General features: G+C 73.6%; 16 protein-coding genes. 6 read left to right on the forward strand and 10 right to left on the reverse strand.

Going from position 1 to position 20,159, the window contains the following annotated elements; genetic code table 11:
* Positions 1 to 7: 7 nt before the first annotated feature.
* From HNR70_RS07080 to map, 4 genes are all read left to right on the forward strand, one after another.
* Complete coding sequence (locus tag HNR70_RS07080) at positions 8 to 919, forward strand: ABC transporter ATP-binding protein (RefSeq protein ID WP_184325022.1); 912 nt, start codon at positions 8 to 10, stop codon at positions 917 to 919.
* Positions 916 to 1,770, forward strand: a complete 855-nt coding sequence (locus HNR70_RS07085) for an ABC transporter permease (RefSeq protein ID WP_184325023.1) — start codon at positions 916 to 918, stop codon at positions 1,768 to 1,770. The genes HNR70_RS07080 and HNR70_RS07085 overlap by 4 nt, the downstream gene beginning before the upstream one ends.
* 101 nt (positions 1,771 to 1,871) lie before the next feature.
* Complete coding sequence (locus tag HNR70_RS07090) at positions 1,872 to 2,858, forward strand: COX15/CtaA family protein (protein ID WP_184325024.1); 987 nt, start codon at positions 1,872 to 1,874, stop codon at positions 2,856 to 2,858.
* Positions 2,855 to 3,676, forward strand: a complete 822-nt coding sequence (gene map / locus HNR70_RS07095; RefSeq protein ID WP_184325025.1) for a type I methionyl aminopeptidase — start codon at positions 2,855 to 2,857, stop codon at positions 3,674 to 3,676. Before HNR70_RS07090 ends, map begins: the two co-directional genes overlap by 4 nt.
* A 133-nt stretch (positions 3,677 to 3,809) precedes the next feature.
* On the opposite strand, the gene HNR70_RS07100 is transcribed toward map, so the two are convergent.
* The 6 genes from HNR70_RS07100 to dut all read right to left on the reverse strand — a co-directional run bounded on the left by HNR70_RS07100 (position 3,810) and on the right by dut (position 12,753).
* Positions 3,810 to 5,675: a 1-deoxy-D-xylulose-5-phosphate synthase gene (locus tag HNR70_RS07100; RefSeq protein ID WP_312857600.1), complete on the reverse strand. Its 1,866-nt coding sequence runs from the start codon at positions 5,673 to 5,675 to the stop codon at positions 3,810 to 3,812.
* A 347-nt stretch (positions 5,676 to 6,022) separates the two neighbouring features.
* Positions 6,023 to 8,800 carry an aconitate hydratase AcnA gene (gene acnA / locus HNR70_RS07105; protein WP_184325027.1) on the reverse strand — a complete coding sequence of 926 codons (2,778 nt, stop codon included), beginning with the start codon at positions 8,798 to 8,800 and terminating at the stop codon, positions 6,023 to 6,025.
* A 310-nt stretch (positions 8,801 to 9,110) separates the two neighbouring features.
* Positions 9,111 to 10,430: a class I SAM-dependent RNA methyltransferase gene (locus HNR70_RS07110; protein ID WP_184325028.1), complete on the reverse strand. Its 1,320-nt coding sequence runs from the start codon at positions 10,428 to 10,430 to the stop codon at positions 9,111 to 9,113.
* 183 nt (positions 10,431 to 10,613) lie between these two features.
* Positions 10,614 to 11,429 (reverse strand): DUF3159 domain-containing protein, encoded by an 816-nt coding sequence (locus tag HNR70_RS07115; protein ID WP_184325029.1) that lies wholly within the window; start codon positions 11,427 to 11,429, stop codon positions 10,614 to 10,616.
* Positions 11,426 to 12,226 (reverse strand): DUF3710 domain-containing protein, encoded by an 801-nt coding sequence (locus tag HNR70_RS07120; protein ID WP_184326597.1) that lies wholly within the window; start codon positions 12,224 to 12,226, stop codon positions 11,426 to 11,428. Before HNR70_RS07120 ends, HNR70_RS07115 begins: the two co-directional genes overlap by 4 nt.
* 2 nt (positions 12,227 to 12,228) lie before the next feature.
* Complete coding sequence (gene dut, locus HNR70_RS07125; RefSeq protein WP_184325030.1) at positions 12,229 to 12,753, reverse strand: dUTP diphosphatase; 525 nt, start codon at positions 12,751 to 12,753, stop codon at positions 12,229 to 12,231.
* A 73-nt stretch (positions 12,754 to 12,826) separates the two neighbouring features.
* On the opposite strand from dut, the gene HNR70_RS07130 reads away from it, so the two are divergent.
* Positions 12,827 to 13,399, forward strand: coding sequence for a DUF3093 domain-containing protein (locus HNR70_RS07130; RefSeq protein ID WP_184325031.1), 573 nt, complete (start codon positions 12,827 to 12,829; stop codon positions 13,397 to 13,399).
* Between the two features lie 149 nt (positions 13,400 to 13,548).
* Here HNR70_RS07130 and HNR70_RS07135 read toward each other — a convergent pair whose 3' ends face one another.
* Complete coding sequence (locus HNR70_RS07135) at positions 13,549 to 13,851, reverse strand: DUF4193 domain-containing protein (protein WP_010550618.1); 303 nt, start codon at positions 13,849 to 13,851, stop codon at positions 13,549 to 13,551.
* A gap of 358 nt (positions 13,852 to 14,209) precedes the next feature.
* On the opposite strand from HNR70_RS07135, the gene sepH reads away from it, so the two are divergent.
* Entirely contained in the window at positions 14,210 to 15,562 is a 1,353-nt protein-coding gene (gene sepH, locus HNR70_RS07140; RefSeq protein ID WP_184325032.1) for a septation protein SepH, read from the forward strand.
* Positions 15,563 to 15,634: 72 nt separating this feature from the next.
* On the opposite strand, the gene HNR70_RS07145 is transcribed toward sepH, so the two are convergent.
* The 3 genes from HNR70_RS07145 to HNR70_RS07155 form a co-directional block, all read right to left on the reverse strand.
* Positions 15,635 to 16,753, reverse strand: a complete 1,119-nt coding sequence (locus HNR70_RS07145; RefSeq protein WP_184325033.1) for an alkaline phosphatase family protein — start codon at positions 16,751 to 16,753, stop codon at positions 15,635 to 15,637.
* Between the two features lie 20 nt (positions 16,754 to 16,773).
* Positions 16,774 to 17,349 carry a DUF5998 family protein gene (locus HNR70_RS07150; protein WP_184325034.1) on the reverse strand — a complete coding sequence of 192 codons (576 nt, stop codon included), beginning with the start codon at positions 17,347 to 17,349 and terminating at the stop codon, positions 16,774 to 16,776.
* Positions 17,350 to 17,424: 75 nt separating this feature from the next.
* Complete coding sequence (locus tag HNR70_RS07155; protein ID WP_184325035.1) at positions 17,425 to 20,148, reverse strand: bifunctional acetate--CoA ligase family protein/GNAT family N-acetyltransferase; 2,724 nt, start codon at positions 20,146 to 20,148, stop codon at positions 17,425 to 17,427.
* Positions 20,149 to 20,159: the final 11 nt, after the last annotated feature.

A 20,159-nucleotide genomic window follows, 5' to 3' on the forward strand; every position in this document is an offset into this window, starting at 1 on the left:
TCGCGCCATGGACGACCTCTCCCCCGCGCTCGTCGCTGACGAGCTCACCCTCAGCTACGGCGCCGTCCGCGCCCTGGACGGCCTGAGCCTGACCGCCGAGCGCGGTCGGGTCACGGCGCTCCTGGGCCCCAACGGTGCCGGCAAGACCACCTCCATCTCCTGCGCGACGGGACTGCTGCGGCCCGACGGCGGCACCGTGCGGGTCCTCGGCGAGGACCCCTGGCGCGCCGGACCCGAGCACCGTGCCCGGGTGAGGGTGATGATCCAGGACGGCGGTCTGGTCTCGGGCACCTCCGCGATGTCCCTGCTGCGCTACGGCGCGACCCTGCACGCGGCGCCGCTCGACGTCGACCAGGTCGCCGAGCACCTCGGCATCGACGAGTTCGGCCGCACCCTGGTGCGCCGGCTCTCCGGCGGCCAGCGCCAGCGCCTGGCCCTGGCGCTTGCGATCATCGGCCGCCCCGACCTCGTGTTCCTCGACGAGCCGACGGCCGGCATGGACCCCGCGATCCGCAAGCGCGTGCGCACCCTGATCCGGGGCCTCGCCCGCACCGGCACCGCGGTGGTGCTGACCACCCATCTCATGGACGACGTCACCGGTCTCGCCGACGCGGTCCACGTCATCGCCCGCGGGAAGGTCGTCGCCTCCGGCTCCGTGCAGGAGGTCATCAGCGCCCACCGTTCCCGCGACGGCGGTCTCACCGTGCAGGCGACCGCCACGGGCGTGGACCCCGCCGTCGCCCCTGCGCTCGAGGCCGACCTGCGCGCCGCGGCGGCCCGCCACGGCGCCTCCCTCGAGGTCACCGCCGGCGGCGCCGCCGATCTGGAGAGCGTGCTGCTGGACCTCATGGAGGAGGCCGACGCCACCGCCCGTGCGGGGCGCAGCCCGGACACCACCGCGACGGAGGAGACGCGATGACCGAGCCGACCACCGCCCCTGCGAACGGGGCCGAGGCGAACGGGTCCGCGACGAACGGGGCCGCGACGAGCGGCTCCACCCCGTCGGCCCCCGAGGACCGGAGCCCGCGCCCCGCCCCGCCGCTGCGACGCATCCTCGCCCACGCCGCTCTCGAGGCGCGGATCCTGCTGTCCAACGGCGAGCAGCTCATGGTCGCGATCGTGATGCCCGCCATGGTGCTCATCGGGCTGCGCCTGCTGCCACTTGGCCGCATCGAGGGCGTGCCGGCGATCGACACCGCGGTTGCCGCGACCTTCGCCACCGCCCTGATCTCCACGTCCTTCACCTCGCAGGCGATCATGACCGGCTTCGACCGGCGCAACGGCGTGCTGCGCTGGGTGGCGACCACGCCGCTGGGTCGGGACGGGTACCTGGCCGGCAAGATCCTCGCCACGCTCGCCACGCATGTGCTGCAGGTGGTCGTGCTCGGCCTGCTCGCGCTCGTGCTGGGGTGGCGCCCGGAGCTGCTCGGTCTGCTGGCCGCGGTGCCGGTGTGGCTGGTCGGGACCGTCGCCTTCGGTGCGCTCGGCCTGCTGGTCGCCGGGACCCTGCGCACCGAGGCCGTGCTGGCCGTGTCGAACCTGGTGTTCGTGGTGCTGGTCGCCGCCGGCGGCGTCGCCTTCCCCGCCGCCGCCTATCCGCGTTTCCTGCGGGGCCTGGTGGACCTGCTGCCCTCCGGGGCGCTCGGGGAGCTGCTGCGCGCCTGCCTCGGGAACGGCCCCTTCTCCGCCGGTTCGGTGGTCGTGCTGCTGCTGTGGGCGGTCGCCGGGGTCGCCGCGGTGATCCGCTGGTTCCGCTGGACGGACGTCTGAGCGACGGGCCGGGCGCCTGAGCGACCGGACGGGTGCGGGATCCCTCGCATCCGGGCCCGGCGTCCAGACAGCGGTCCGCTGCGGAACCTAGACTGCTGGGCATGTCCAGCCCCGCCCTCGCCCCCGCTGCGCGCACCCCTGAGCGCCACGGGCGGATCACAACCCTGCCCGATGCCCGCCTGACCTCGTGGGGGCCGCAGCGCCGGGCGCGCCTGGCCGCCATCGCGCTCTGGGGCAACCTGATCTGCCAGATGGGCATCATCCTCTCCGGCGGCGCGGTGCGCCTGACCGGCAGCGGGCTGGGCTGCTCGACCTGGCCCAACTGCGAGCCCGGCCAGTTCACCCCCGTGCTGACGATGGAGTCGGGCATCCACCCCTTCGTCGAGTTCGGCAACCGCACCCTCACCGGTGTGCTGAGCATCTTCGCGATCGCCGTGCTGGTGGTGACCTACCGGTGGCTGTCCCACAAGGGGCGCGGCTTCCGCATGCTCGCCTGGGTTCCGCTGATCGGCACCGCCCTGCAGGCGCTCATCGGCGCCTTCGTGGTGTGGCTCGACCTCCACCCGGGCCTGGTCAGCCCCCACTTCCTCATCTCCCCCGTGATCGGGGCGCTGTCGACGGTGCTGCTGGTGCGGCTCTACGACGGGGACGGGCGCGTGCGCCTGGCCGTGCCCGGGAAGGTGCTCGGCCTGTACGTCGCGCTCGCGGTGGTCGGCTTCGTGGTGCTGGTGCTCGGCACCATCGTCACCGGTACCGGCCCGCACTCGGGCGACTCCGGGGACATCACCCGCATCATGCTCGATCCGGTGGTCATCTCCCGCGTCCACGCGATGGCGGTCTACGCCTTCCTCGCCCTGCTGATCGCGCTGCTGGTGGTGCTGCACCGCCTGCGCGCCCGGCGCGAGGCGAGCACCGCCGCCTGGGCGCTGCTCGCCCTCACCCTCGCCCAGGGCATGGTCGGCTACATCCAGTACTTCACCGGCCTGCCGGCGGGCATGGTCTTCGCCCATCTGATCGGCGCCGCCCTCTTCGCCCCGGCGATCGCCTGGGTGGGCGCGCGCCTGGTCACCTGGCAGGAGCAGCGATGATCCTCGGACGCAGGCGCCGCAGCTCGACCCAGGAGCTGCCCACCACCGCGCAGGCCCGCCCCGCGGGCGAGTTCGTCGCCTCCGTCCTCTCGCACCTGCGCGAGGTCGTGGACGTGGGCTGGAACCTCCTGGAGGTGGACGCCGAGGCCCACCGCATGATCCGCGAGGCCGGCGCCACCAGCTGCTACATCGACTACCACCCCGTGTTCGGCGCCTCCCCCTTCGGGTACGTCATCTGCACCTCGCTGAACGAGGGCGTGCTGCACGGCCGCCCCTACGACCGGGTGCTCGAGGACGGGGACCTGCTCTCGCTGGACTTCGCGGTCTCGCTCGAGGGATGGGTCGCCGACTCGTGCCTGACGATCCCCGTGGGCACGCCCCGCGCCGCGGACCTGCAGCTGATCCGCGACACCGAGCAGGTGATGTGGGCCGGCATCGACCAGGTCACCGCCGGGGCGACCGTGGGCGACATCGGCCACGCCGTGATGAACGAGGCCCACTCCCTGGGCTACACGATCAACGACCGCTTCGGCGGGCACGGCGTGGGCCGCACGATGCACGAGGCCCCGTTCGTCCCCAACCACGGCACTCCCGGCGGCGGTGCCGAGCTCGTGGCGGGGCAGCTGATCACGGTCGAGCCCTTCCTCGTGCCGACCACCTCGGACCTCGTGGTCGACGAGCGCGACGGCTGGACCCAGCTCTCGGCCGACGGCTCCCGCGGCGCGCACGCCGAGCACACCCTGCAGGTCACCGACGGCGCACCGGTCGTGCTCACCGCCCGGGCCGACGACCCCGCCCCGCGCAGCTCGCTGGGCTGACCAGAGCGCGACCCACTGGTCCGGCCAAGCCGTGCCGGGCCCGGGCGGCCGACCGACGAGGTCCGTCAACCGACGAGGTCCGTCAACCGACGAGGTCCGTCAACCGGCCGGGTCTGCCGGCCGGCGAGGTCTCTCAGCCGACGAGCTCCTCGAGCGTCGCGGCGATCCCTGCGGCGTCCAGGCCCTGCGCGGTGAGGATCGCATCGCGCTTGGCGTGCGGGATGAACTCCAGCGCGATGCCCAGCGTGCGCACCACGGGCGCGGGCGCTGAGAGCGTGGCCCGTCGGCCGAGCGCCGCTGCGAGCGCCGCGCCGATCCCCCGCTCGCCGAGGCCGTCCTCGAGCGTGACGACGGCGCGGGCAGAGGCGGCGAACTCGAGCAGCGCCGGGGAGAGCGGCAGCGCCTGGACCGGGTCGAGCACGAGCACGTTCAGCGCCGGGTGCTGGGCGCGCAGCTGCTCGGCAGCGGTCACGGCGCGGTCGGCGAGGGCGCCGATGCTCACCAGCAGCACGTCGACCGCGGCCTCCGCGTCGCCCGAAAGCACGTCGCCGGCGGGCAGCGCGGCGAGGGCGGGGAGGTCCGACGGGCAGGCACCCTTGGGGAAGCGCACGATCGAGGGGCCGGAGGTCGCGAGCGCGGCGGGCACGGCGGCATCCAGGCGTGCGCCGTCGCGCGGGGCCCAGAGGCTGAGGCCCGGCACCTGGGAGGCGAGGGCGAGGTCCCAGATGCCGTGGTGGCTGGGACCGTCATCGCCGGTGACGCCGGCGCGGTCCAGAGTGATCGTCACGTCCTCGCCGTGCAGGGCGAGGTCCAGCAGCAGCTGGTCGTGGGCGCGGTTCAGGAACGTGGCGTAGAGCGCGACGAGGGGCCTGCGGCCGCCGGCGGCGAGGCCGGCGGCGGTGTCCAGGGCGAGCTGCTCGGCGATGCCGACGTCCAGCACCCGTCCCGGCATCTCCTGCTGCAGGGGGGTCAGGCCCACGGGGTCGACCATGGCGGCGCTGACGGCGACCACGCGCTCGTCGGCGCGGGCTGCCTCGAGCACCGTCTCGCCCAGGCGCGCGCTCCAGGTGCGGGCGGCCGGCTTGGTGGCCTCCTCCCCCTCCAGGGAGAACGGCCCGGTGGCGTGCCAGTGATCCACGGCGTCCGCCTCGGCGCGGGCGAAGCCGGCGCCCTTGCGGGTCAGCACGTGCACGACCACGCCGGAGCTGTCCGGGTCCTCGGCGGCGGCGCGGGCGCGGTGCATCGCGGACGCGAGCGCGCCGTGGTCATGCCCGTCGATCGGGCCGAGGTAGGTCAGGCCCAGCCCCGTGAACACGTCCTCCCCCGCGCGGAGCCGGCCCTCGCGCAGCGCCGCGAGATGGCGGGCGATCCCGCCGACGGTCGGGGCGTAGGAACGGGTGTTGTCGTTGAGGACCACGACGGTGCGGGAGCCGGTGTCGGAGGCGAGCTCGTTGAGCGCCTCGAGCCCGACGCCGCCGGTGAGGGCGCCGTCGCCGATCACCGCGACCGCCACGCCGGCGGTGCCGGCGAGGCGGTGGGCGCGGTCGATGCCGTGGGCCCAGGCGATGGAGCCAGAAGCATGGGAGTTCTCGACCACGTCATGGGGAGACTCGCCGCGGTCGGGGTAGCCGGAGATGCCGCCCTGCCGGCGCAGACCCTCGAGATCGGCGCGGCCGGTGAGCATCTTGTGGACGTAGGCCTGGTGGCCGGTGTCGAAGACGATCGGCTCCTGCGGGGAGCGGAACTCGCGGTGCAGGGCGAGGGTCAGCTCGACCACGCCGAGGTTCGGGCCCAGGTGGCCGCCGGCCTCGGAGCAGATCTCCACCAGGCGGCGACGCAGGGTGCGGGCGAGCCCGGGCAGCTGATGCGCGGGCAGGGCGCGCAGCGCCTCGGGGCTCTCGGGGATCGCCGGCTCCTCCGGTGCGGAGGCGGGCGAGGACGGGGTCACGCTCGCTGCGGGTCGCGACACTGCGACAGCTCGCTGCTCGGTGGTGGACACGCGCGGTCCTCCCTCGGGGACGGGATCGGGACCTGCCCAGAGTACGTCGTCGTGACCTGGACGGACGCGCGACATGGTCACATCTGTGCACATCTTCACCGGGGATTCACGGCCCTCGCGCCCGATGTGCAACGCGGTGCAGACGCGGTGCGCAGGGGTGCATGGTCGGACCTCGGCACTCCCTTGAACGGGCCGCGCCCCGGAACCCATGACGAGTTCCGGGGCGCGAGGGGCAACGGTCACGCTCTACTTCTTGCGCGAGCTCCTACCGCTCGTACCTCGCAGCACGTCGCTCACGCAGCACCTGTTGCGCGAGCTCCTACCGCTCGTTCCTCGCAGCACGTCGCTCACGCAGTGACCAGCGACCGCAGGACGTACTGCAGGATGCCGCCGTTGCGGTAGTACTCCGCCTCGCCGGGGGTGTCGATGCGGACAACCGCGTCGAAGGACACCTCGGTGCCGTCCTCCTTGGCAGCGACGACCTTGACGGTCTTCGGGGTGGTGCCCTCGTTCAGCGCCGTGATCCCGGTGAAGGAGAACGTCTCGGTGCCGTCGATGCCGAGGGACTCGGCGGTCTCGCCGGCCGGGAACTGCAGCGGGAGGACGCCCATGCCGATGAGGTTCGAACGGTGGATGCGCTCGAAGCTCTCGGCGATGACGACCCGGACGCCGAGGAGCTTGGTGCCCTTGGCGGCCCAGTCGCGGGACGAGCCGGTGCCGTACTCCTTGCCGGCCAGGACCACGAGCGGGATGTCCTTCTCCGCGTAGGCCTGGGCGGCGTCGTAGATGAACTCCTGCTCACCGGTCAGGAAGTTCTTGGTGTACCCGCCCTCGACGCCGTCGAGCAGCTGATTCTTGATGCGGATGTTCGCGAACGTGCCGCGGATCATCACCTCGTGGTTGCCGCGGCGCGAGCCGTAGGAGTTGAAGTCCTTGCGGGCGACCCCGTGCTCCTGCAGGTAGCGGCCGGCCGGGGAGTCCAGCTTGATGGAGCCGGCGGGCGAGATGTGGTCGGTGGTGGTCGAGTCGCCGACCTTGACCAGCACGCGGGCGCCCTCGACGTCGGTGACCGGCTCTGTGGTCAGCTCCATGCCCTCGAAGTACGGGGGCTTGCGGACGTAGGTGGACTCGGCGTCCCAGTCGAAGGTCGCGCCCTCGGGGGTCTCCAGGCTCCGCCAGCGCTCGTCGCCGGTGAAGACGTCCTTGTAGTCCTCGGTGAACATCTCCTGGTTGATGGACTCGGAGATGACCTTCTCGACCTCGGTGGGGTTCGGCCAGATGTCGCGCAGGTAGACGTCCTGGCCGTCCTTGTCCTCGCCGAGCGCGTCGTTCTCGAAGTCGAAGTCCATGGTGCCCGCGAGCGCGTAGGCGATGACCAGCGGCGGGGAGGCCAGGTAGTTCATCTTCACGTCGGGGTTGATGCGGCCCTCGAAGTTGCGGTTGCCCGAGAGCACCGCGGTGACGGCGAGGTCCTTCTCGGCGATGGCCTCGGAGATCTCCGGGGACAGCGGGCCCGAGTTGCCGATGCAGGTGGTGCAGCCGTAGCCGACCAGGTGGAAGCCGAGCTGCTCGAGCGCGGGCCACAGACCGGCCTTGGTGTAGTAGTTCGTGACGACCTGGGAGCCGGGCGCCATCGAGGTCTTCACCCACGGCTTCGCGGCCAGGCCGCGGTCCACCGCGTTCTGGGCGAGCAGGCCCGCGGCCATCATCACCGAGGGGTTGGAGGTGTTGGTGCAGGAGGTGATCGAGGCGATCGAGACGATGCCGTGGTCGATCGAGAAGTCCTGCCCCTTGACCTGGACCGGACTGGAGGCGCGGCCGACCACGTGCTGGTGCTCGGGCGCGGCGCCACCGGACTCGTTGTCGGAGTCGGGGGTGGCCGGGTCGGAGGCAGGGAAGGAGCCGTCGCCGTTGCCCTGGACCTCGTGGCCGGTGGCGTAGGAGGGCAGCACCTCGCGGAAGGACTCCTTGGCCTCGGTGAGCACGATGCGGTCCTGGGGGCGCTTCGGGCCGGCGATCGAGGGCACCACGGTGGACAGGTCCAGCTCGAGGTACTCGGAGTACTCGACCTCCGTGGAGGGGTCGTGCCACAGGCCCTGGCGCTTGGCGTAGGCCTCGACCAGCGCGAGCTGCTCCTCGGAGCGGCCGGTCAGGCGCAGGTAGTCGACGGTGACCTCGTCGATCGGGAAGATCGCGGCGGTCGAGCCGAACTCGGGACTCATGTTGCCGATGGTGGCGCGGTTGGCGAGCGGGACCTGGGAGACGCCCTCGCCGTAGAACTCGACGAACTTGCCCACGACGCCCTGCTTGCGGAGCATCTCGGTGATGGTGAGCACGACGTCGGTCGCGGTCGCGGCCGGCGGGATCCCGCCGGTGAGCTTGAAGCCGACCACGCGCGGGATGAGCATGGAGACCGGCTGGCCGAGCATCGCGGCCTCGGCCTCGATGCCGCCGACGCCCCAGCCCAGCACGCCCAGGCCGTTGACCATGGTGGTGTGGGAGTCGGTGCCGACGCAGGAGTCGGGGTACGCGCGCAGCACGCCACCGACTTCACGGGTCATGACGGTGCGGGCCAGGTACTCGATGTTGACCTGGTGGACGATGCCGGTGCCCGGGGGGACGACCTTGAAGTCGTCGAAGGCGGTCTGGCCCCAGCGCAGGAACTGGTAGCGCTCGCGGTTGCGCTCGTACTCGAGCTCCATGTTCTGCTCGAGCGCGTCGAGGCGGCCGGCCACGTCGATCATGACGGAGTGGTCGATGACCATCTCGGCCGGGGCGAGGGGGTTGATCTTCTCAGGATCGCCGCCGAGGTCCTGCATGGCCTCGCGCATGGTGGCCAGGTCCACGACACAGGGCACGCCGGTGAAGTCCTGCATGATCACGCGGGCGGGGGTGAACTGGATCTCGACCGACGGCTCGGCCGAGGCGTCCCAGTTCGCGAGCGCGCGGACGTGATCGGCGGTGATGTTCGCCCCGTCCTCGGTGCGCAGCAGGTTCTCGAGCAGGATCTTGAGGCTGTAGGGCAGCGTGTCCGCGCCCTCCACGGCGTCCAGCGCGAAGATCTCGTAGTCGGTGCCCCCGACAGCGAGGTTCTGCTTCGCGGCGAACGAGTCGACGGTGCTCATCAGGCGAACTCCTTTGGTAGGGGATCAGCCCCATCATCGTAGGCGCGCGGAGCGTCCCTCGCGGACGAACGCGCGCCGACGGGCGCACTGCGACCGAGGAACTTCCCTCGAGGAGGTGCGCCGACGGGGCCGCCGGCCTGGCCGGCAGATATCTTGACGTCAAGATAAACCATACCACGCGCATGCCCCCGGACCTGACGGCGCGTCAGGACACGGGAGGGCATGTGACCAGGGCCGCAGGCCGTCGAGGAACGTCGGGGGCTGCGGAGTTCTGCGGAGGGCGCCGCAGCGCCCCCGCGGTCCGCCCGGCTCAGGAGCTCGCGCGCTCCAGCACCACCACGGACTCGATGTGGTGGGTGTGGGGGAAGAGGTCGAAGGCGCGCAGGTCCACGATCTTCCAGCCCTTCTTCTCGATCGCGGCGAGGTCGCGGGCGAGGGTGGCCGGCTCGCAGGAGACGTACACGATCCGCTGGCGCACGGCGGTGGCGAGCAGCCCCATGAGCTCCACGCCGGCCCCCGCGCGGGGCGGGTCGAGCACCACGGCGTCCACGCCGCCGCGGCGGGCGCGCACCCAGTCGGTGACGTCGGCGGTGGCGGTGGAGACCTGCGGGAGGTCCTCGAGGTTCTGGGCGGCCAGCTGGGAGGCGCGGCGGTTGCCCTCGACGGACACGACGGAGCCGTCGCGGCCCACCTGCTCGGCGGCGACCGCGGTGAACAGGCCAACTCCGCCGTAGAGGTCCCAGGCGCTCCCACCGCGGGGGGCGCGCAGGCCGGAGGCGACGACCTCGCTGAGCAGCTCGGCGGCACGGCGGTGGGACTGCCAGAAGCCCGTGGCGCTCACGGCGAACAGCCGCTCGCCCACGCGCTCGTGGACGGTGCCGTCGCCGCGCAGGGGCACGAGCCCCTTGGCGGTGCGCACCGCGACGTCGGCGTCGCCCCAGCTCTCGGGGATCTCGACGGCGTCGGGGTCGAGGTCGCGGCCGATGAGGACCACGGAGGCGGGACCGGCCGACGGGGCCACGGCGTCCACGGCCTCGGTGCCCTCGGGGGCGGTCCACTCCCCCAGGCGCAGCTCGCGCACGGCGCGCGCGGACAGCGGGTCGGCGCCGACGGAGCGCACCTCGTGGGAGCGCCAGCCACGCATACCGACCTTCCCGTCGGCGTCCACGGCGTAGCGCACGCGGGTGCGCCAACCGAGTCCGTCGGCGTCGTGCGGCGCGGGCTCGACCTGCACCTCGTCGACGGGGTAGCTGCTCACCCCGGCGCGGCGCAGCAGCTCCTGCATGACCTCGGTGGCGATGCGGCGCTGGGCGGGCAGGGCGATGTGCGCCCATTCGGCGCCGCCGACGCCGTCGACCCCGGCCTCCTCCCACACGGAGGGCACGCGGTCCACGCCGGCCTCGAGGACGTCCAGGGCCTCGGCGCGCCAGAAGCGGGCGTCGGCCTTCTCCTCGGGGTCCTCGAGCAGACGTGCGGTGACGGTCTCGCCCGGCGCTGTGCCTCGCACGAAGACCACCCGTCCCTCGTGGCGGGCCACGAAGGTGCCGCCCGCGGCGGGCCCTCCGGCGGTCAGGGTGAGGAGTCGGCCGCCGAGGGCGGGTCCGCTCGCTGCGCGGTCGGCGTCGGTCATCGGACCACTCTCCTGCTGTCCGGGTCCGAGGCGTGCTCGGACTGCTGCGATGGGCGGTGCGGGGCGGGGCCCCGGGCCGCGTCGCGGTCCATCATCTCATCCTGTGGACGAGGGTCGCGCCCGGCCCGGCGCGTCTCCCCGATCACGTCGGCTGACGGGGCCGCCCCGAGAGCTGCGATCAGCTCAGCGGGCGTCGCGCCGGGCGAGCAGCCCGCGGTGCATGAGCCACACCAGGTAGGCGATCACGGCGAAGGCGGGCAGGCCCATGGCGATCTTCGCGGCGCCGAGCGCAGCGACCTGGCCGGTCAGCAGCAGCGGAAGCTGCACCGCGACCTTCGCGGCGTAGAGCGCCGCGAAGAGCAGCGTCGCGCGGGTGTACACGCGGAACGCGTCGGGGTCCTCGCGCCAGTCCTTCACCCGCGGGTCCAGCACGCTGACGAACAGGCCGATCAGCGGGTACCGGGCGGCGATCGAGAGCAGCAGCACGACCAGCGCCACGGCGTTGGTGATGATCCCGGGCCAGTAGAAGTCCTCGCCGTCACCGGAGCGTAGGGCGAGGATCGCGCCGAGCGCCACGCCGATCAGGCCGCCGAGCACGGTGGCCGGGCTCTGGCGCTGCACGAGGCGGGCCAGTAGCAGCACGACCACCACGGCGACCGCGGAGATCGCGGCGATCGCGACGGAGTGCGCGACCACGAACAGGACCACGAACAGCAGGGTGGGCAGCACGGACTCGACGATGCCGCGTCGGCCGCCGATCGCGTCGGAGACGGAGAACTCCTCCTCCTGCAGCACGGCCCCGAGCCCGCTGCGCGGGGCGGTGCCGTCCGCGCCGGCACCGGGCCCGTCGACGTCGGGCCCGTCGACATCCTGTGCGCCGGCACCGGGCTCGTCGGCCGACGGGCTCGCGGGGTCGACGAGTCCTCGCGGGCCGTTCGGCTCCGCGGGCCCGTGCGACGGGCTCTGGCGGGGCGGATCGCCTCTTCGGTGGGTGCTCATCCGATCTCGGTGATCTCGGGGCCCCGCGCCAGCGGGTCCAGCGGGCCGGAGCGGATCTGGGCGAGTCCGGGCCGCTCCCCCGGCAGGTGCAGCGGGATCAGCTCCTGCGGCGCCATCGCCTCGGCGCCGCGCACCACGACGAGGCGGGAGACGAGGGTCTCGAAGCGGCGGGACTGCTCCGCATCGCCCAGCGCCTTGCCGGTGAGGATGCCGCGCAGGAACCAGCGAGGCCCGTCGATGCCGATGAAGCGGGCGGGACGGTAGCCGGTGCGGCCGTCGGGGCGCTTGATGGGCAGGCGAGTGATCAGCTCGGTGCCGAAGGCGCCGGGCCGGGTCTCGGCGGTGCCGCCCTGCTTGACCACGGAGTCACGCAGGGAGGAGCGGACCTCCTCCCACAGTCCGCGGGACTTGGGGGCGGCGAAGGCCTGGACCTGCAGGGAGGAGCCCTCGATGACGAGGTTCGCGCCGGTGACGGCGCCGCTGCGCTGGTCGACCTCCATGCGCAGCTCCATGCCGTCGATGGTCGGCACGAGCAGACCGCCGAGGTCGATGCGGTCCTCCTCGGGAGCGTCGGCCGCGTCGTACGGGCCGTCCTCGAGGTGCGCGCCGCGGGGTGCATCGGCGGCGCCCTCCGCGGCGTCGTCGGCAGTCGAGGCGGTCGAGGAGTCGTCGGACGAGGCGTCAGCGGGGTCGGCGGTGCTCTCGTCCTCGGGGATCTCGGCGACGTCGGTGTCCTCGGCGTCCAGGCCCTCGATCTCCTCGACCTGCTGGTTCTTCTTGCGGGAGAACAGTCCCATGGTCATCCCTCCGTGGTGTCCGGGCCGGTAGCGGCGCCGGTCGTGACGGGTGCGGTCGCGGCGGATGCGGCGCCGAATCCGCCGCTGGAGCCGAAGCCCGAGGCGGCGCGGTCGGTCTCGTCCAGGTCCTCGACCTCCCTCACGGCGGGGGCGAGGAACGGCACGATCACGAGCTGGGCGATGCGGTCGCCGACGTGGAGCGCGAAGTCCTCGGTGAGGTCGGTGTTGTGCAGGGCGACCTTGACCGGTCCGCGGTAGCCGGCATCCACCACGCCGGGTCCGTTCAGCACGGTGATGCCGTGCTTCGCGGCGAGTCCGGAGCGGGGGCACACCAGGCCCACGGTGCCGGGCGGCAGGGCGAGGGCGAGGCCGGTGTCCACCAGGGCGCGACCGCCCGCGGGGATCACGAGGTCCTCGGCACTGGCGAGGTCCAGGCCAGCGTCATCGGCATGCGCGCGGTGCGGGAGCGGGGTGTCGCCGCTGCGTCGGATCCGCAGCTGCGGGGTCTCGGGTGAGGCGTCAGGCATGGGGCCAGGGTATGCCGTCCGGCCGCACGGGGCCTGCAGGGAACCCCTCAGATGCGCGTGAGACCATGGCCGCATGTCCGCCGCAGCCGATCGCTCCACCGACTCCGCCCCCGAGAACGCGTCCCGGGAGGGCGCACAGCCCAGTGCCCGCGAGGCCTCGGCCCCTGCCCCCTCCGCCGGGTCGGAGCCCCTGTTCCGGGAGCACCTGCTGCCCGGTCCCGGGATGTGGATCGTCGCGGTCGCCGTCGGCTTCGCACTGGGCCTGATCCTCGTGCCCCTGAACCTGATCGTCGCGATCGTCGTCGGCGTGGTGGCGATCGCGGTGCTGCTGGTGCTGGTCGTGCTGTACTCCCCCGTCCTGGAGGTCTCCGGCGGCGAGTTCCGTCTGGGCCGCGCCCGGATCCAGGTCGGCCTGCTCGGCGAGCCGGAGGTGCTGCGCGACGAGGAGTGGAAGCGCGCGATCGGTCAGGACTTCGAGCCCCTCGCCCATCACTGCGTGCGGGACTGGACCCGCTCGGGCCTGCGCGTCGAGGTGCTGGACGAGGAGGACCCCACCACGTCGTGGGTCGCCTCGACCCGTCGGCCGGAGGACCTCGCCCTCGCGCTGCGCACCGCCCAGCAGCAGGCCCGCACAGCCGCCCGCTGAGCCCTCGGCCAGCGGGTCGGCCCCGCACCCGCGCGCTGCCTCGTGCACGACGACACGCCCCCGCGCACGACGAAACGGCGCCTCCCCGAGCGGGGAGGCGCCGTTCTCGTGCTGCGGTGGTGCTGCGGTGTGCGCAGGGCCGACGCGACTCAGGCGGCGGCGCACTCCTTGCAGATGATGAGGGTGCCCTCGACGTGATCGATCTGGCTGCGGTGCTTCACGAGGAAGCAGCTGGCGCAGGTGAACTCGTCCGCCTGGCGGGGCAGGACCCGCACGGACAGCTCCTCGCCCGACAGGTCGGCGCCGGGCAGCTCGTAGGAGTCGGCCGCCTCGGCCTCGTCCTCGTCGACCGTGGGGGTCGCCGCCTCGTTCCGCCGGCCCTTCAGCTCCTCGATGGAGTCGTCGTTCGATTCGTCGTCGTTCTTTCGCGGGGCGTCGTAATCAGTGGCCATCTACGGTCCGTTCCTGGGTTGTCGAGGAGGTCGTTAGACCTGGGTGTGGGACATGTCCGCGCCGGTGCGGCCTCTGGGGCCGTCTTCGACGGGCCCGGGTCCCAACGCTGAATGCGGCGGCATTATTGCAGAGCGCCCTGCGACCGGCAACACGGTTCCCGCGGCGTGCCGAGCGACGGGTCGGCCGGGGCCTCCGCCGAGAGCGCGCGCACTCCCCCGCTCGGGTGTCCCTCGGGCCGCGCCCAGGCGCGGACCTGTAGGGTCGCGCCTAGACTGTGCCTGCGCGCGATCAGGCTCCGGGACCCGCCCCGGAGGCCGGCGCGGACAGCACCACCGGGCGCGAACGGAGAGGACGACGATGCGCGAGCTCGATCTCGACGGGATCCATGATGACGGGGAGCACCTGCTCCTGGTCGACTCCGACGGCGATCGGTACACCCTGCGCATCGATCGCGCCCTGCGCGCCGCGGTGCGCACGGACCGTCCGGCCCTGAACATGATCCAGGTCGCCGACTCCGCACCGTTGCGCCCCAAGGAGATCCAGGCGATGCTCCGCGCGGGTCGCAGCGCCGAGGACATCGCCGAGGCCTCCGAGATCTCGCTGGAGCACGTGCGCCGCTACGAGGGTCCCGTGCTCGCCGAGCGCGAGTGGACCGCGCAGCGGGCGCGCACCTTCCCCGTCGGCCGCGGCGGCCCCGCCCTGGACCAGGTGGTCGCCGAGCGGCTCGCCGCCCGCGAGGCGACCGGCGAGTCCGCCTGGGACGCGTGGCGACGCCCCGACGGCACCTGGACGCTGGAGCTGAGCTTCTCCGCCGGCGGCCGCACCCGCCAGGCGCACTGGATCGCCGACGTCGACAACCGCTCCGTCTCCCCGCTGGACGACGAGGCGCGCTGGATCAGCGACGAGGACGCGCCGCCGGAGCCCACCCGCGGTCGCGGCCGGCTGCAGGCCGTGAAGAGCTCGGTGTACGACCTCGAGGCCGACGGGTCGCTCGAGGGCGATGCGCCGCGCGCCCGCACCTGGACCCCGCGCCGTCCCGTCTCCGAGGACCATCCCTCGGTGATCGAGGACAGCGAGCTGGACGCGCTGAACGCCCGCCGCGGGCTGCGCCCCGTGCCCCGCGAGGACGACTCGGCGACCGTGTGGGCGGGCCTGGACGAGGAGACCGAGTCGGACTTCGCACCGGTCGGTGCCGAAGCCGCGGAGGTCGACGCTCCGTCCGACGGCCCCGAGGCGGCCGACGGTGCCGAGCCGGCCGGCGCCGAGGTCGCGGGCGCGGAGGCGGACCCCGCGCTGGCCCCCGACGACGTGGCGGACCAGGACGCCGACACCGAGGAGTCCGACGCGCGCGATCCCGACGAGGAGGCGCTGTTCGAGCACGTCTCCGGGGCCGACGAGACCTCGGCCGACGAGACCTCGGAGGACGTCGAGGACGCCGACGCGCAGGCGGAGCCTGACGTGCACGCCGACGACGCGTCGGCCGACACGGAGTCCGGGAGCGACGCCCCCGCCGACGAGGTCGACGAGAAGGACATCCTGATCCAGTACCAGGACACCGTGGACCTCACGCCGCTGCCCGGCTTCGACGACGCCCCGTCGGCACCGTCCGAGGGCGAGGCGAAGCCTGCGAAGAAGTCCTCCCGCTCGCGCAGCAAGCGCGCCTCGATGCCCAGCTGGGACGAGATCGTCTTCGGCTCGAAGCACGACTGAGACCGCTCCTCACAGCGCCCGCCGCAGTCCTGAACGGCGCCGCGGTACCCCGCGGCGCAGCCGGCCACACCATCAGGTGGTGACGCGCAGCAGCGGGACCACGGCCTCGGCCGAGGTCAGCGAGCCGTGAAGGCCCACCATCGCGCGGGCGGACTCCTTGCGCCGCGAGTAGTCGTCCACGCCCCAGCGCCCCCGGGCGAGCACGAGCACGTCCGCGAGCCGCCCGTCGACGTGGGCGGGCACCGCAGCGTCCGCAGGCCCCAGCAGTCCGGCGGCGAGGACCTGCGCGCGGGTGAGCACGAGCGCCCTGTCCCCCAGCCGCTCGCGCATGCCCGCGGCGATCTCGTCGGCCGCCCCCTCGCCGGGCACGGCGTGCAGGGCCAGGGCCCGCGCCTCCCCCGTCACCTCGGCGACGTGGCGCAGCAGCGCGGGATGCTCGGCGAGGTCGATGGTGTGCGCCGGTGAGGTGTCGACCATGCCGTGGTCGGCGGTGACGTGCACGCGGGTTCCGCGCGGGGCGCGGCGCAGCAGCGCACCGAGCAGTGCATCAACCTCGCCGAGCGCGGCGCGCCACTGCTCGGAGTCCACGCCGTGCTCGTGCCCGGCGTGGTCGACGTCGTCGACGTGCAGGTGCACCAGCCCGTCCGGTCCTGCGCGGTGCAGGGCGGTGCGCACCGCCTCGACCCGGTCGCCGCGGCCGTGGGCGAGGAACTCCCAGCCGCGGTAGGCGACGCCCGTGAGGTGGGAGCGCTCGTGCTTGGCGGGAGCGACCTGGATCGCGCGCCGCGACGAGCTCTCGGCGAGGGTGGGCGCGGGCATCCAGGCCCGGGGGTCCAGGCCCTTCTCCCCGGTGATCTGGTTGACCGTCCGGCCGGTCGCGGGATCCAGGCCGAGATACCCGAGCACCCCGTGCGCGAGCGGGGCGAGGCCGGTGTGCAGGGAGACCATGGCGGTCGCGGTGGTCGAGGGGGCGACGGTGCGGATCCGGGCGGTGTCCCCCTCGAGGCGGCGCAGGGTCGGGGTGAGGGAGCGGTGCTCGGCGAGCAGGTCCGCGCCCACACCGTCCAGCAGCACCACCACGTCGCGGCCGGGCTCGGGGACGGTGAGCAGCGGCGCGATCACGTCCAGCAGGGCGGGTCCCTCCCCCGCGGTGAACGGCGGGGGCAGCAGGTCCGCCGGCCACACGGGCATGGGCTCCACGGCGGCGCCGCTCAGGAGTCGAGGGCGTCGAGCGCGTCGAGCAGGCGGTCGTGGAAGGCGAGCGCCTGCGCCACCGCCTCGTCCCCGTCGGCGAGCGCGCTGACGCGCAGTGCGAGGTCCGACGGGGAGGTGGTGCCGGTGTAGCCGTGGTCGGCCTGGCAGGTGGGGTCCCCGCAGTCGGCGGGTTCGAGGTCCACGCGGCGGCTGCCGTCCCAGCTGATGCCGAGGGTGATCTCGGACTCCCGACCGGTGGCGCGCTGCCCGTCGGTGTCGAACACCTGCGACAGCCCGGTCGCGGTGATGCGGCGCAGGCCGAGCCGCTCGGTGGTGGAGACGACCTGGGAGGGGTTCAGCGCATCCGCCGGGTCGTCATCCAGGTGCGTGATCAGCAGGTGGCGGGCGGTGAGGACCACGACCGTGAGGTGGCGTCGCACCTCGGGCCCGTCGAAGGTCGTCTCGGCCCGCACCAGGTGGCCCAGCACCTCCGCGCCGCGCAGGGCGCGCGCGATGCTCGTCCCGGCGGCCTGGGGGAAGTAGCCGGCGGTCTCGAGGTCCTGCTGGAGGTCGGCGGGGAGGGCGAGCGTCATCGCACCAGTGTCCCACGCAGCGCGGGCGCTCATGCGCCGGGCGGCAGGGAGCTCACGCCCCCAGCGGCTCGGAGCTCACGCCCCCGGCGGCTCGGAGAGGGTGCGGCGGGCGCCGTCGGTGCGGTTCGGGGCGGCGGCCAGGCGCGCGGAGGCGCCGACGACGCTCACGCCGTCCTGCGCGACCAGCACCGGGTACAGCTCGAGGGAGGCGAGCTCGGGCAGGTCCTCGGCAAGCAGTCCCACCCGGACCACGAGGTCGGCGAGCGCATCGCGATCCGCGGGCGGCAGCCCGCGCGTGCCGCGCAGCTTGACGGCGGTGGCGGGAGCGTCGACGAGCCGGTGCGCGCCCTGCTCGCTGAACGGCGGGATCGCGTAGGCGATGTCGTCGAGCAGGTCGGTGGCGTCCCCGGCCACGGAGAGGGACACGACGGGGCCGAGCGAGGGGTCCTCGACGCTGCGCACCACCATCGGCACCCCGGCGGGGGCCATGGCCTGCACCTCGAGCGGGGCGGAGGAGAAGGCGAGGTCGCGGCGCATGGACTGCAGGGCGTGGCGCAGCTGCACCTCGTCGGGGATGTCCAGGCGCACCCCGCCGAGATCGGCGCGGTGGCGCAGCACCGGGTCGGTGCTCTTCAGCGCGACGGGGTAGCCGATCTCCGCGGCCGTGGCCAGGGTGTCGTCCTCGTCGGTGACGGTGCGGCTGGGCAGGGTCGCGATGCCGTAGGCGGCCAGCAGCGCGGCGGTGTCCTCGGGGCCGAGCACCAGCTCGCTGCCGAGGTCCTCAGGCACCAGCCGGTCCACGAGCTCGCGCGCGGCAGCGCGGTCGAGGTCGTCGCGGCGCGCGGGCTCCTCGTCCTCGGCCGACGGGCGGGTGGCAGCGGCGAGCATCCCGGCGCCGACTCGGACCACGGCGTAGGGGGTGGCATGCACGGGCGGGAGCGCATCGTCCACGCGGACCTGCTGCTGGACCTCGGCGAAGCGCTCCGCGGTGGTGACGACGCACACCAGCAGCACCACCTCGGAGTGGCGCGCGACGACCGCCATCTGGCGCAGCGTGTCGGTGGCCTCGGCGGTCTGCGGGTCGACGATGCCCGCGATCACCATGTCGACCTCGCCGAGGGCGGCCATGGAGGTGAAGGCGCGCTGGACGAGCCGCGGGTCCGGGGACAGCGGGACGGAGCGGTTGTCGGCCACGACCTGCAGTCCGGCGGCGTCGGCCGCACCGCGCAGGGAGGCACCGAGCGCGGCGGTGTTGGAGAGCAGCCCGACCCTCGGGCCGAGCGGGAGGCCCTGGCGGCCGATCGCGTCGACGACGTCCAGCAGGTGGTCGACCCCACGGGTCTGGACCACCCCGGCGGAGGCGAGGACCTGGTCCAGGGCGCGCCGGGGCAGGCTGGAGGTGCGCACGTCGTGGCCGGGCGGGAGGTTCGACTCGATGCCGGGCGGGCGCAGCACGATGAGCGGCGTGGAGCGGGTGAGGCGCCGTGCGATCCGCGTGAACTTGCGCGGGTTGCCCATGGACTCCAGCGCCAGCCCGATCACCCCCACCTCCTCGTCGTCCTCCCAGTGCTGGAGGGTGTCGTTGAGGGAGACGTCCGCGCGGTTGCCGACGCCCACGAACTCGTGCAGACCGATGCCGCGGGAGTCCGTGCCGGCCAGGAGCATGGCGGACAGGGCGGTGGACTGGCCGGCGAGCGCGACCCGGCCGGGGCGGGGCATGTGCGGGGCGAGCGAGAGGCTGATCGCGTCGTCCCCCGTGCGCAGGAAGCCGAGGGATCCGGGGCCGAGCAGGCGCATGCCGTGCAGGCGGACCCGGGCGACGAGCTCACGCTGGAGTTTCCGGCCGTCCTCGCTCTCGGAGAAGCCCTCGGTGGGGATCAGGACGCTCTTGACGCCGATCCTGGCGCACTCCTCGATCGCCTCGAGGCAGGCCTCGGGGCGCAGGGCGATGACCGCGAGGTCGACGGTGCCGGGCACGTCGGTGATCCGTCCCCAGGCGCGGTGGCCGCGCAGCTCGAACGCCTCGCGGGCCACGAGGTGGACGGTCCCGTCGTAGCCGGAGGACTCGAGCGCGGTGAGGAACCGCCCGCCCACGGAATCGGCGCGGGAGGACACGCCGACCAGGAGCACGGACTCGGGGTGGAGCAGCCGCTCCATGGCGCGGGCCTCGGCGCGGTGCTCGCGCTCGGCCATCACCTCGAGGGAGCGGGCGGTGGGGTCGATGCGGAAGGACACCATCACCACCCCGTCGTCCAGGGTGCGGTCCACGTCGAAGCCGGCCTCGGTGAAGACCTTGATCATCTTGGTGTTCTGCGGGAGCACCTCGGCGGTGAACACGTCGATGCCGCGCTCGCGCGCTGCGGCGGCGAGGTGCTCGAGCAGCACGGAGCCGAGGCCGGAGCCCTGGCGGGAGTCGGCGACGTTGAAGGCGACCTCGGCCGAGCGCGGGTCGACCCGGTCGTAGCGGCCGACGGCGACGATGTCCTCCCCCACCAGCACGACGAACGCAACCCGGTCCACGTGGTCGACGTGGGTGAAGCGGGTGAGGTCCCGCTCGGACAGGCGCGGCATGGGGGCGAAGAAGCGCAGGTACCGCGACTGCTCGGACTGGCGCTGATGGAACTCCTGGAGCGCGTCGGCGTCGCTGGGCAGGATGGGGCGCAGATGCGCGGCGGAGCCGTCGCGCAGGGCGATGTCGGCCTCCCAGTGCGCGGGATAGGCAGGAGACGCGGGATGCGTGTCCGCGCCGCCGCGGGCACGCCGTCGCAGGGAGCGCAGGCCGTCGCGTCTGTCCACCATGGCGCGATCCT

Source organism: Brachybacterium aquaticum, from assembly GCF_014204755.1.
Taxonomy (GTDB): domain Bacteria; phylum Actinomycetota; class Actinomycetes; order Actinomycetales; family Dermabacteraceae; genus Brachybacterium; species Brachybacterium aquaticum.

Bases quoted from the DNA above. Each gene is read 5' to 3' on its own strand.
- HNR70_RS07080 (WP_184325022.1), top strand. From the start codon at position 8: ATGGACGACCTCTCCCCCGCGCTCGTCGCTGACGAGCTCACCCTCAGC.
- HNR70_RS07085 (WP_184325023.1), top strand. From the start codon at position 916: ATGACCGAGCCGACCACCGCCCCTGCGAACGGGGCCGAGGCGAACGGG.
- HNR70_RS07090 (WP_184325024.1), top strand. From the start codon at position 1,872: ATGTCCAGCCCCGCCCTCGCCCCCGCTGCGCGCACCCCTGAGCGCCAC.
- map (WP_184325025.1), top strand. From the start codon at position 2,855: ATGATCCTCGGACGCAGGCGCCGCAGCTCGACCCAGGAGCTGCCCACC.
- acnA (WP_184325027.1), bottom strand. From the start codon at position 8,800: ATGAGCACCGTCGACTCGTTCGCCGCGAAGCAGAACCTCGCTGTCGGG.
- HNR70_RS07110 (WP_184325028.1), bottom strand. From the start codon at position 10,430: ATGACCGACGCCGACCGCGCAGCGAGCGGACCCGCCCTCGGCGGCCGA.
- HNR70_RS07115 (WP_184325029.1), bottom strand. From the start codon at position 11,429: ATGAGCACCCACCGAAGAGGCGATCCGCCCCGCCAGAGCCCGTCGCAC.
- HNR70_RS07120 (WP_184326597.1), bottom strand. From the start codon at position 12,226: ATGGGACTGTTCTCCCGCAAGAAGAACCAGCAGGTCGAGGAGATCGAG.
- dut (WP_184325030.1), bottom strand. From the start codon at position 12,753: ATGCCTGACGCCTCACCCGAGACCCCGCAGCTGCGGATCCGACGCAGC.
- HNR70_RS07130 (WP_184325031.1), top strand. From the start codon at position 12,827: ATGTCCGCCGCAGCCGATCGCTCCACCGACTCCGCCCCCGAGAACGCG.
- HNR70_RS07135 (WP_010550618.1), bottom strand. From the start codon at position 13,851: ATGGCCACTGATTACGACGCCCCGCGAAAGAACGACGACGAATCGAAC.
- sepH (WP_184325032.1), top strand. From the start codon at position 14,210: ATGCGCGAGCTCGATCTCGACGGGATCCATGATGACGGGGAGCACCTG.
- HNR70_RS07145 (WP_184325033.1), bottom strand. From the start codon at position 16,753: ATGCCCGTGTGGCCGGCGGACCTGCTGCCCCCGCCGTTCACCGCGGGG.
- HNR70_RS07150 (WP_184325034.1), bottom strand. From the start codon at position 17,349: ATGACGCTCGCCCTCCCCGCCGACCTCCAGCAGGACCTCGAGACCGCC.
- HNR70_RS07155 (WP_184325035.1), bottom strand. From the start codon at position 20,148: ATGGTGGACAGACGCGACGGCCTGCGCTCCCTGCGACGGCGTGCCCGC.